Raw genomic sequence first — 11,632 nt, 5'->3', positions numbered from 1 at the left:
ATAAATTGTATATAGAGTTTTATGGATTTTTACAAAAACATTTTAACAGTTACTAACCTCCTTTCTACAACGTAGTTTAACACATTTCCATTGAACATCTAAAAAAAATATGGTAGATTGAGAACGGTAGTACATTAAATTCATACTATACTTATAGGAATTATATAATTATGGAGTGTGACATCATGGGACGTGAATTTTTAGACATCTTTGAAACGTGGGCACAGTCGTACGATTCGTCAGTATACGGGCACGATGAGCAATATCGTGACGTATTTGACGGATATGAGACGATTTTAAATACAGTCGTTGAAAAAAGTGGCGATGTCGTTTTAGAGTTTGGCGTTGGCACAGGAAATTTAACGAAAAAGCTTATCGAGGCGAAAAAAATAGTGTACGGCATCGAGCCGTCTGCACCGATGCGCGAGCTGGCGAAAGAAAAACTTGGAGATATGTCCGTTGAGGACGGTGACTTTTTACAATTTCCGTTGCCGAATGAACCGATCGATACGATCGTGAGCACATATGCGTTTCATCATTTAACAGATAAGGAAAAAGAAGAAGCGATCGGCAAATATAGCGCACTTCTTCGTAAAGGTGGTAAAATAGTGTTTGCTGATACAGCGTTTATCGACCGCGAAGCGCACGAGGCGATGATTACAGAAGCAAAACAAAAAGGATTTGTTGACTTAGCAGAAGACTTACAGCGCGAATATTACACCACAATTCCTATTCTTGAGCGCGCGTTTACAACAAACGGTTTTACCGTCACCTTTACGCCAATGAATCGTTTCGTTTGGTTGATGGAAGCTGTCAAACAATAAGTGAAAGAGGTTGAAACGATGAAAATAGCAATCATTGGAGCGATGGAAGAAGAAGTGGCGATTTTGCGCGAAAAAATTGCCGATCGAACAGAAACGACGGTAGCGAATTGTTCTTTTTATAGCGGCACGTTAGATGGAGCAAACGTCGTGTTATTAAAATCAGGCATCGGAAAAGTGAACGCGGCGATGTCGACGACGATTTTGCTTGAACGTTTTGCCCCAGATGTCGTTATTAACACAGGTTCGGCTGGCGGTTTTGCGCCATCATTAAACGTTGGAGATATCGTCATTTCGACTGAAGTTGTTCATCACGACGTCGACGTCACCGCATTCGGCTACGCTTACGGTCAAGTGCCAGGCATGCCAGCGCGATATGTTGCGGATGAGCGATTAGTACAAGCGGCTGAAACGAGCGCAGCCCACATTCGTGACATTCAAGTGGCAAAAGGATTAATTGCGACAGGCGATTCATTTATGCACGATCCAGCGCGCGTCGATGTTGTGCGCAAGCAGTTTCCAGACTTATATGCTGTGGAAATGGAAGCGGCTGCGATTGCGCAAGTATGCCATCAGTTTGGCGTGCCGTTTGTCGTTATTCGCGCATTATCGGACATCGCTGGCAAAGAGTCGAACGTATCGTTTGAACAATTTTTACAAAAAGCAGCCCTTCATTCATCTGAGCTTGTGCAATTAATGGTGAACGAGTTAAACAAATAGGAGAGTTTTCCTCTCCTTCTTTTTATCTTTCGGGAGGTTACATCATGAAAGTAGCGAAAAACGTGCATGAATTAATTGGGCATACGCCGATCGTTGAAATTACACAGTTCCCGCTTCCAAAAGGGGTGCGTATATTTGCGAAATTAGAATATTTGAATCCGGGTGGAAGCGTCAAAGATCGTCTAGGACAAGAATTGTTAAACGATGCGCTAGCGACAGGAAAGTTAAAAGAGGGCGGAACGATTATTGAACCGACGGCAGGCAATACAGGGATCGGTCTTGCGCTTGCAGCGATCGGGAAAAATATTCGCGTCATTTTTTGTGTTCCAGAAAAATTTAGCATCGAAAAACAACAACTGATGCGCGCGCTTGGCGCAACGGTAATCAACACCCCAACGAGCGAAGGAATGGCGGGAGCGATTCGAAAAGCGAAAGAACTAGCCGCTGAAATTCCAAACTCCTATTGCCCGCAACAATTTGAAAATCCAGCGAACCCACGCACGTACTACAAAACGCTTGGCCCAGAAATTTGGGAGCAACTGGACGGAAAAATTGATATTTTCGTTGCTGGTGCTGGATCAGGCGGCACATTTATGGGAACGGCGAAATTTTTAAAAGAGAAAAATGCGCGGATAAAAACGGTCATCGTTGAACCTGAAGGCTCGATTTTAAACGGTGGAGCACCGGGTCCACATCGCACGGAAGGCATCGGCATGGAATTTTTGCCACCATATATGGATACAAGCTATTTTGATGCCATCCATACGATTTTAGATGACGATGCGTTTCAGCGCGTCAAAGAGCTTGCTCAAAAAGAAGGATTGCTTGTCGGCAGCTCATCTGGCGCCGCGTTTCATGCGGCGTTGCTAGAGGCGGAACAAGCGAAAGAAGGAACGAACATCGTCGTCATTTTCCCGGATAGTAGCGAACGATATTTAAGTAAACATATTTATGAAGGTGGGATGTAACGTGAGAAGAAAAACGAAACTCATTCATGGCGGCATTGCGGGAGATGCCCATACAGGTGCTGTATCTGTTCCGATTTATCAAGTGAGCACGTATAAACAAGAGGAAGTCGGGGTGCATAAAGGATATGAATATTCGCGCACAGGCAATCCGACCCGCCATGCGTTAGAGGAGCTCATTAAAGATGTGGAAGAAGGATATGCTGGCTTTGCGTTTAGCTCAGGTATGGCAGCCATTACTGCCGTCATGATGTTGTTCAATAGCGGCGACCACGTCATTTTAACTGACGATGTATATGGGGGCACATATCGCGTCATGACGAAAGTATTAAACCGCTTGGGCATTGCATCAACGTTTGTCGATACGAGTGACTTAGCGAACATTGAAGCGCACATTCAACCAAATACGAAAGCGATTTACATCGAAACGCCGACAAATCCGCTTTTAAAAATTACTGATTTACAAGGCGCATCAGCGATTGCGGAACGTCATGGACTATTGATGATTGTCGACAATACGTTTAGTACGCCATATTGGCAAACACCAATTTTGCTTGGCGCAGACATCGTCATTCATAGCGCGACAAAATATTTAGGCGGACATAGCGATGTCGTCGCTGGGCTCGTCGTCGTCAATAACGAACAACTCGCAAAAGACATTCATTTTATTCAAAACTCGACAGGTGGCATTCTCGGTCCACAAGATTCATGGCTATTAATGCGCGGTATAAAAACGCTCGGCATTCGCATGGAAGAACACGAACAAAATACGCGCAAAATCGTTGAATTTTTAACCAACCATCCAGCTGTCACACGCGTATACTATCCGGGTCTTACGTCTCATCCAAACTATGACGTAGCGAAAAAACAAATGCGTGGCTTTGGAGGCATGGTTTCATTTGACGTCGGCAGCGCTGAAAAAGCGGAACAAGTGTTGACGCGCGTCCGCTACTTTACGCTAGCGGAAAGTTTAGGAGCGGTGGAAAGTTTAATTTCACTCCCAGCAAAAATGACGCACGCCTCTATTCCGAAAGAGCGCCGCGACGAATTGGGCATTACCGACGGGCTCATTCGCATTTCTGTCGGATTAGAAGATGCCGACGATTTAATGGAAGATTTAGCACAAGCGTTGGCATAAATTACATCGTCTCCTTTTTTCTTTTCTATGATACATTGAAAGAAGGAAGGGGGACGGTTATTTTGGATGAACAAAAGCGAAATTGGTTAGGAAAAGCGCGTGACTATAAAGCATACAGTCTCGTTTTATTTGCTGTTAGCGCGTTTTTATATGTCGGCACACTCATTCCAAACGCTATCGACGAAGCAAAGCGACCACTTGTGCTCGGCGTAGTATTCGTTCTCATGCTTGCCTCTATTTTTTTCACTCACCGTTCGCACGCATACACACGAAAAATAGAAGAAGATGCATAAACCCATTTTCGAACAAAGAAAAAACGTGTAAAATAAAAGAAAATGGGCAAAGGGGGAATGCACGATGATGTGGATGATTACAGGTCTAATTATTACAGCCGTCATCGGTTTTGTTATTATCGCGGAAGTGAACGCAGAAGCATAAAAAACAGTCTCCAAATCGGAGGCTGCTTTTTATATCCGATATATTTGTGCACAATTTCACAACTGTCGTCGACCTCCAATCGTGCAAAAACTCTGGGGGATCGACGACAGTTTATTTTTTTGCGAATTTTTTAGTGATATCAATAAATACAGAGCATTGACTGAATTTTCGGATGGATATATAATAGAGTTGTATAGCTTTTCCATATGTTGATTTATCAACGCTTTTTTGGGGTTTGTATCGTACCTATGAGGAATTGAAACATCAATAAAAAAATGTTAGCCAAAAAACATTTTGATAGTTTTTATCGTACCTATAAGGATTAAAAAAGCTGTTCCGAAGTGTTGTTCGGAACAGCTTTTATGTTGTTTATACGTTCCAGAGACCTTTCTTTTGTTGGCGTGCTTTTCGTTCGGCTATACATCAATGTATGAACATTTGTTATAATGTATTTACACGATTATTTCCTTTATTGACAATGATAGATAGATAATCCTTTTTCACTTTTATTTTTTTAGATATTTAAAAACGTGATAGTGAATTTTGTCGAATTTGTTCACAAGAAAGTTATATGGTAGTAAAATAAAGGAAAGATAGAAGCTGCAGGAGGTAACACCATGGATTCCATTCAATTTCAAGATAAAGTGTCGTTTATATGGGCGAATGCAGATTTGTTGCGCGGAGATTATAAGCAATCGGAATATGGAAAAGTGATTCTACCGTTAACGGTGATTCGGCGTATTGATGCGGTGCTAGAACCGACGAAGGAAGCGGTTCTTTCGCAATTGGAAGAATTAAAAGCGATGGGAATGACGATTGAAGACGGGGATTTTTTACTTCAACAAGCAGCGGAGCAACCTTTTTACAATACGTCGAATTTTACGCTAAAAAAATTGTTGGACGATCCGCAACATATTGAAGACAACTTTAGAGACTATTTATTTGGATTTTCGCAAAACGTACGAGATATTATTGAGCATTTTGATTTTGATAAACAAATTAGCCGTTTAGCTAAAGCTAATTTGCTTTATTTGCTCATTCAAAATTTTGCAACCTTTGATTTGCATCCAGATCGCGTGTCAAACGTGGAAATGGGATACATATTTGAAGAACTGATTCGGCGCTTTTCGGAGCAATCGAATGAGACGGCAGGGGAACATTTTACGCCGCGTGAAGTCATTAAGCTAATGGTCAATTTGCTTTTTATTAATGGTACGGATGAACTTACAAAGCCGGGAGTTATCCGTTCGATTTATGACCCAGCCTGCGGAACAGGCGGGATGCTTTCTGTTGCTTCCGAATATATTCGCAAGCTAAATGAACGGGCAGAATTGATTACGTTTGGACAAGAATTGAACCCTGAATCGTATGCGATTTGTAAAGCCGACATGCTTTTGAAAAACGATAACCCGCAAAATATTAAACTTGGGAATTCGTTTTCAGAAGATCAGCTTGCCAACGAGAAGTTTGATTACATGTTATCTAATCCGCCATTTGGAGTGGACTGGAAAAAAGTACAAGATGTCATTAAAGCAGAGCATGAAACACTTGGATTTGAAGGGCGTTTTGGTGCAGGGTTGCCGCGTGTGTCGGACGGTTCGCTACTATTTTTGCAACATATGATATCAAAAATGAAGCCAGCGTACGAAGGCGGCTCTCGAATTGCGATCGTATTTAACGGTTCTCCGCTATTTACAGGAGGGGCTGGAAGCGGAGAGTCGGAAATTCGGAAATGGATTATTGAAAACGACTTATTAGAGGCAATTGTCGCGCTGCCTGACCAACTTTTTTACAATACAGGAATTTCCACCTACATATGGGTGCTAACGAACAAAAAAGAAGAAAAACGAAAAGGAAAAATCCAGTTAATTCAAGCGACACATTTGTTCCAAAAAATGCGCAAGCCGTTAGGCGAAAAGCGAAACGAACTGTTAGATGAGCATATTGACGAAATTACACGGTTGTACGGTGACTTTACGGAAGGAAAGTATGTCAAAATTTTTGACAACGAAGATTTTGGATATAGACGGATTACAGTAGAACGACCATTAAAATTAAAAATAACGGTTACGAAAGAAAAGCTAGCCGTTTTAGAAGAAGAAAGTGCGTTTGTTAACTTAGCAAAGTCTAAGAAAAAAGGAGAAGCGGCGAAAGCGGAAATAGAAGAAGGGCAACATCTGCAGCAACAAATCAAAACTCTCCTTCTTTCGTTTGAAGGGCAAATTTTTATGAGTCGGGATGCGTTCCTAAAGCAATTGAAGAAAGCTGCCCAAGCACAAAACGTGAAGCTGAGCGCAGCTATTGTAAAAGCGATTATCTCCGTCTTTGGTGAACATGATGATGACGCAGAGCCTTGCAAAGACAACAAGGGCAATCTGGAACCTAATCCAGAACTGCGCGATTACGAAAACGTACCGTTGAAAGAAGATGTAGAACAATACTTCGAACGCGAAGTCAAACCGTTCGTTCCAGATGCGTGGATTGACCATGACAAGACAGTGGTGGGGTATGAAATTTCGTTTACACGTACTTTCTATGAATTTTCTAAAGTAGAACCCCCTGAAAAAATTGCCAGCGAAATTAAAGAACTGCATGAAGAAATACAGAAGCTGATGGGGGAGTTATTCGTATGAATGTCAAAAAATATCATTCATTAAAAGAAAGCGGTGTCGAATGGATAGACAAAATTCCGGCTCATTGGGAGCTAAGAAGAATCGGTCAACTATTTACGTTTAGAAATGAAAAAGTAAGTGACGAAGAATACATGCCCCTATCCGTAACAAAAGATGGGGTGGTTCCCCAGCTCGAAAATGTCGCCAAAACCATACATAATGAAAACAGAAAAAAAGTATTAAAGGGCGATATTGTGATTAATAGTCGTTCAGATAGACGAGGCGCAAGCGGTTTAGCGATGTTGGATGGGTCTTGTTCGCTTATTAATCACGTACTCGAACCGAGAGTCGAACTTGAAGGGAAATATATTCACTATCTTTTCAAAAGTGTACCGTTTTGTGATGAGTATTATAGATGGGGTACTGGAATTGTAGACGACCTATGGTCTACGCAAAAAGATCGAATGAGCCAAATACAAATACCTTTTCCGCCGATTAATGAGCAGAAACGTATTGCTCGATTTTTAGATGATAAAACTAATGCTATAGCTAAGTTAAAAAAGATGCTAGAAGAAAAGATTAATAAATTAAAGGAATACCGTTCCTCTTTAATCACCCAAGCCGTCACAAAAGGACTCGATCCAAACGTTCCAATGAAAGACTCAGGGATTGAGTGGCTAGGGGAAGTGCCGAAACATTGGAGAATAAGTAAGATAAAGTACTTGGCTCATCCAACAGCAGAGAAGGTAGGAACTGGGTTCCAAGGATCATATATTGGGTTGGAAAACATTGAATCATCCACAGGTAAATTAATTGGAAATATGGCTATAGCTGAGATTACAGGGGAAGCACTTCTCTGTAAAAGAAACAACGTCTTATATTCCAAATTAAGACCATATCTGAAAAAGTGCATAACAGTAGACAAGGAATATGCATGTACAACAGAACTGATTATATTAAAACCTAACATGAAAGTCCTGCCTGATTTTTTAAAATATTTACTTATTTCTGATGGAATCACAGGTTGTATAGATTCTACAACATATGGTGCAAAGATGCCGAGAACTAACTGGGATGTAATCGGAAATGTATTGGTTTACATCCCACCTTTAGATGAGCAATCTAGAATCGTAGGTTTAATAGATAATAAATTAAAGTTGATTGATAATTTGATGCATAAGTTAAATGAAAAGTTGCATAGTTTAGACACCTACCGCTCTTCGCTTATTACCGCAGCGGTGACGGGGCAGATAGATGTTTCTGATTGGAAAGAAGCGGAGGAGGAGCTAGAGACGATTTTGTAAGGGGCGATGAGGATGGCAGTGGATCGTTCAGAAAGAGCGCTTGAAACGGCGATTGAAGTGGATTTATTGGAAGCTGGCTACGTGCGCGGAGTAGGCTACAACCGCGAGACGTGTTTAGACCATGACACGTTAATCGCATTCATCCAAACATCACAGCCTGCCGTATGGCAAAAGCTCGAAAAACATTTTAAATCGGATACAGCCGATCAGATTATTGCAAGATTAATGAAAGAATTGGAGCTTCGCGGTACGTTAGACGTATTGCGAAAAGGGATCGATTTGTTTGGACAACAAATTAAGCTCGTTTATTTTAAGCCGGAGCATGAACTTTCCGAACAGGCGTTGGCTCGCTATGAAGCGAACCGATTTACCGTGTCACGGCAAGTACACTACTCTAACCAACACCAAAAATCGCTAGACATGGTGTTAGGAGTGAACGGGATTCCGATTGTTACGATGGAGCTGAAAAACCGTCCCACCGGGCAAAACGTCAACCACGCGAAACGGCAATATAAACAAGACCGTGATCCAAGGGAAACGATGTTTAAGTTCACCAAACACCCGATTCGGACGCTTGTCCATTTTGCCGTTGACCATGATCTTGTGTATATGACGACTAAACTTGCCGGCGAATCGACGTATTTTCTTCCTTTTAACAAAGGATATAACGGTGGGGCGGGAAACCCTCCTTCCGCTGGATTCCAAACAGAATATTTATGGAAAGAAGTTCTCGTTCCCGATTCTTTGTTGGAGATTTTGCAGCGCTTTATGCACTTAGAAGTAGAAGAAAAGGACGGGAAGAAAAAAGTTGCGATGATTTTTCCGCGCTATCATCAACTCGATGCCGTTCGGAAGATCATCGCCGATGTGAAAGAGAAAGGGGCAGGAGAGTCGTATTTAATCCAACACTCCGCTGGTTCAGGAAAGTCCAACACAATCGCTTGGCTCGCTCATCGCTTGAGTGGTCTTCATAAAAATAACGAACCAGTTTTTCACTCTACCATTGTCATTACCGACCGTGTCGTTCTTGACCGACAGCTTCAGGGGACGATTGCCCAGTTCGAACAAACGTTAGGGGTTGTGCAAAAAATCGATAAAAACTCTGCACAACTAGCCGAAGCGATTCAAACCGGAAAGAAAATTATTATTACAACGCTGCAAAAATTCCCTTTCATTCTTGATAAAATCGAACAACAACAAGGGAAGCGCTTTGCCATTATTATGGACGAAGCCCATTCTTCACAAACGGGCGAAACAGCGCAAAAAGTACGTGAAGCGTTGCGCGATTATACGGTTAGCGAAAGGGAAGAAATAGAGGCGGAGCTTGCCGAAGCGACAACAGATAGTGAAGCGGAATTAATTAAAGAAGTGTCCAAGCGTGGACGTCCTTCTAATATTAGCTTTTTCGCCTTTACCGCAACACCAAAAGCGAAAACGCTTGAAATGTTCGGAACGTACGACGGAGAAGTGCCGCGCCCTTTCCATCTATACACGATGCGCCAAGCAATTGAAGAAGGATTTATTTTAGACGTATTGGCGAACTATATGACGTACAAAACGTATTACAAACTTTCCAAAGCGATTGACGATGACCCGGAATTAGATCAAAAGAAAGCGAAAAAAGCGTTGGCAAAATATATGGCGTTGCATCCGTATAACGTAGCACAGAAGGTAGAAATTATTGTGGAGCATTTTAAAACGGCTGTACGCCATAAAATCGCTGGACAAGCAAAAGCAATGGTTGTTACCGGAAGCCGCCAGCAAGCGCTTCTCTACTACCGAGCGATGCAACGTTACATGAAGGAAAAAGGATATCCATACGGGGTGTTAGTTGCCTTTTCCGGCACGCTGTATGACGATGTAACAGGAGAAGAAGTAACGGAAGCTCAAATCAATGGATTTGCAGAAAGTGAGTTACCAAAAAAATTTAAGACGGACAAATACCAGTTTTTAATTGTCGCCGATAAATACCAAACGGGTTTTAACGAACCGCTATTGCATACGATGTACGTCGATAAAAAACTTTCCGGCATACAGGCAGTACAGACGCTTTCTCGCTTGAACCGGACACATCGAGCGAAGCAAGATACGTTTGTCCTTGACTTTGTGAACGAAGCGGAAACGATTTATGAAGCATTTAAACCGTACTATGAGGCGACAAAATTGTCAGATGTAACAGACTTAAACGTAATATATGATTTGAAAAACCGTTTATTCGGTTATCAAATTTTTGAACAACGGGAAGTTGACGCGTATGCGGAAGTGTTTTTCCGTCCACAAAGCCGCCAGCGCAAAGGGGAATTGGCAGAGCTCCATCGCATCGTCGATCAGGCAGTTGTTCGGTATAACCGATTACCGGAAGAAGAGAAAGCAGAATGTAAAAGTGCATTAAATAAGTTTGTCCGCTCGTATTCGTATATTAGTCAAATTGCACCGTTTACAGATGCCAATTTGCACAAGCTGTTCGTATATGTACAAATGCTTGTGAAAAAGCTGCCCAATACAAATACAGGCGCTCTCCAATTGGATGATGAGGTGCAGTTAACGTATTATCGGTTAGAGAAAACGTTTGAAGGATCGATTGATTTATCAGAAGGCGAAGCGAAAGAGTTAAAAGGATTAACAGACGGAGTTGGAACGGCAGAGGAAAAGAAAGACCGATTAAGCGCCATTCTCGAATTAATCAATCAGCGGTTTGGCACAGACTTTAAACCGAGCGACCGCGTCTTTTTCGAGCAGGCAAAAGAAGAAATGCTTCATGACGAAATTACGATTCACCAAGCGAAAAACAGCTCGCGGGAAAACTTTATTCGCTCAAAAACCCCGCAAGCATTAAAAAGCTTCCTAGCAACAAAAAACTCTAACGAACAGCTATTTAAGCGGCTATTTACAGACAAAGACTTTCAAGAAACAGTGCTGCATGCGTTCTTAAACGAGGTGTATGAAGCGGCACGAGAGATTGACGTACAAAATAGTTGATAAATTTTGAGAGGTGAGTATGATGGATACAAAAATGAGTTGGGATTGCTTACTTAATACGAAAAGACAAAGGGAATCAAAGTCAAAAACTATGCTCCATCGTAACGAATTTGATAAGGATTATGAAAGAATAATTTATTCATCATCTTTGCGTAGACTCCAAGATAAGGCGCAAGTTTTTCCCCTGCAAGAAAACGATTTTACAAGGACCAGATTAACTCATTCCTTAGAAGTAGCATCTTTAGGAAGATCATTGGGCTGGCGTATCGGTAGATGGTTGCGTAAGATTGGAGAATTAAGAAGTTTTTGGCATGTTAAACAGTTAGCATCTTTAGTTGAAGTCGCATGTTTAGTTCATGACTTAGGTAATCCACCATTTGGACATTATGGAGAGGATGTTATCAGAAAGTGGTTCACTAATTGATTTGAAAGTAATAATTTTAAAGAAATAGAAAATACCTACGAAAGAATGGGATTTGGTCGCTTAAGTACGCAGCAAAAAAATGATTTTAAATATTTTGAGGGTAACGCTCAAACAATAAGAATATTATCAAAATTACAGTTTCTAAACGATCAATATGGAGCAAACTTTACCTATGGCACCCTAGCCACACTAATGAAATATCCGTGGTCATCAGATCATCCAAAAGCTATT

General features: G+C 41.6%; 9 protein-coding genes. All 9 read left to right on the top strand.

Features of this window, described 5'->3' with window-relative positions:
• The first annotated feature begins 185 nt into the window (after positions 1-185).
• Positions 186-824 (top strand): class I SAM-dependent methyltransferase, encoded by a 639-nt coding sequence (locus ACYQY7_RS05595; RefSeq protein WP_461201121.1) that lies wholly within the window; start codon positions 186-188, stop codon positions 822-824.
• An 18-nt stretch (positions 825-842) separates the two neighbouring features.
• Positions 843-1,541, top strand: a complete 699-nt coding sequence (gene mtnN / locus ACYQY7_RS05590; RefSeq protein WP_461201120.1) for a 5'-methylthioadenosine/S-adenosylhomocysteine nucleosidase — start codon at positions 843-845, stop codon at positions 1,539-1,541.
• Positions 1,542-1,585: 44 nt separating this feature from the next.
• Complete coding sequence (locus tag ACYQY7_RS05585; protein WP_461201119.1) at positions 1,586-2,509, top strand: PLP-dependent cysteine synthase family protein; 924 nt, start codon at positions 1,586-1,588, stop codon at positions 2,507-2,509.
• A 1-nt stretch (position 2,510) separates the two neighbouring features.
• Positions 2,511-3,644, top strand: a complete 1,134-nt coding sequence (locus ACYQY7_RS05580; RefSeq protein WP_461201118.1) for a bifunctional cystathionine gamma-lyase/homocysteine desulfhydrase — start codon at positions 2,511-2,513, stop codon at positions 3,642-3,644.
• A gap of 35 nt (positions 3,645-3,679) precedes the next feature.
• Entirely contained in the window at positions 3,680-3,937 is a 258-nt protein-coding gene (locus ACYQY7_RS05575) for a YrhC family protein (RefSeq protein ID WP_461201117.1), read from the top strand.
• Between the two features lie 762 nt (positions 3,938-4,699).
• Complete coding sequence (locus ACYQY7_RS05570; protein WP_461201116.1) at positions 4,700-6,715, top strand: type I restriction-modification system subunit M; 2,016 nt, start codon at positions 4,700-4,702, stop codon at positions 6,713-6,715.
• On the top strand, positions 6,712-7,998 hold the full coding sequence (locus tag ACYQY7_RS05565; RefSeq protein WP_461201115.1) for a restriction endonuclease subunit S: 1,287 nt from the start codon (positions 6,712-6,714) through the stop codon (positions 7,996-7,998). The genes ACYQY7_RS05570 and ACYQY7_RS05565 overlap by 4 nt, the downstream gene beginning before the upstream one ends.
• 12 nt (positions 7,999-8,010) lie before the next feature.
• Positions 8,011-10,977, top strand: a complete 2,967-nt coding sequence (locus ACYQY7_RS05560) for a type I restriction endonuclease subunit R (protein ID WP_461201114.1) — start codon at positions 8,011-8,013, stop codon at positions 10,975-10,977.
• Positions 10,978-10,999: 22 nt separating this feature from the next.
• Positions 11,000-11,401, top strand: a complete 402-nt coding sequence (gene dgt, locus ACYQY7_RS05555) for a dGTP triphosphohydrolase (RefSeq protein ID WP_461201113.1) — start codon at positions 11,000-11,002, stop codon at positions 11,399-11,401.
• Positions 11,402-11,632 lie beyond the last annotated feature (231 nt).

This window comes from Anoxybacillus sp. TBDG-1, from assembly GCF_054815885.1.
This window is presented reverse-complemented; position numbering and strand designations above follow the sequence as displayed.